Genomic DNA, 635 nt, shown 5'->3' on the forward strand with positions numbered 1-635 from the left:
ACCAACGTCAACGACACCATCGACACCACGACGGTCCATTTGACCTCTGACGTGACGACCGTGGCCGAAGGCGGCGCGATCATTTACACCGCGACCGTGGCGAACAAAGTCACCGGGTCGGACGTCATCGTCACCCTGGCTGACAACAAGATCATCACCATCAAGGTTGGCGACACCACCGGCACACTGACCGAGACCGTCGTTAACAACGGCCTGGCCGCGCACGCCGATGTGACCAATGCGATCACCACGGTGAGTGGCGGCAACTACGAAAACCTGGTGGCGGACACCACCCCGATCACCACGACGGTGACCAACACCCCGGCCGACACCCATCTGGTCCTGTCGGCACCGACCGACGTCAACGAAGGCGGCAGCATCGTTTACACCGCCACCGTGGATCACGCGGCGGGCACAGACCTGACGATCACGTTGAGCAACAACCAGACCATCACCATCCTCGCTGGCCACACCACCGGGACCTCCGCACCGTTCGCTGTACAGCCGAACGACGTGTACCTGGACGCCACGAAGATCAGCCAGACCGTAACGTCGGTCAGTGGCGGCAACTTCGATAACCTGGTGCTGCCAACCGCACCCACGACCACCAACGTCAACGACACCATCGACACCAC

The 635-nt window shown here is 61.7% G+C and carries 1 protein-coding gene; it reads left to right on the plus strand.

What is annotated here, in order from left to right:
• On the plus strand, positions 1-635 hold a 635-nt coding region (locus K0F75_RS25405), incomplete at both ends, for an immunoglobulin-like domain-containing protein (protein ID WP_374029372.1).

Origin of the sequence: Pseudomonas sp. UMAB-08 (genome assembly GCF_900095225.1) — a bacterium.
Classification (GTDB): Bacteria; Pseudomonadota; Gammaproteobacteria; order Pseudomonadales; family Pseudomonadaceae; genus Aquipseudomonas.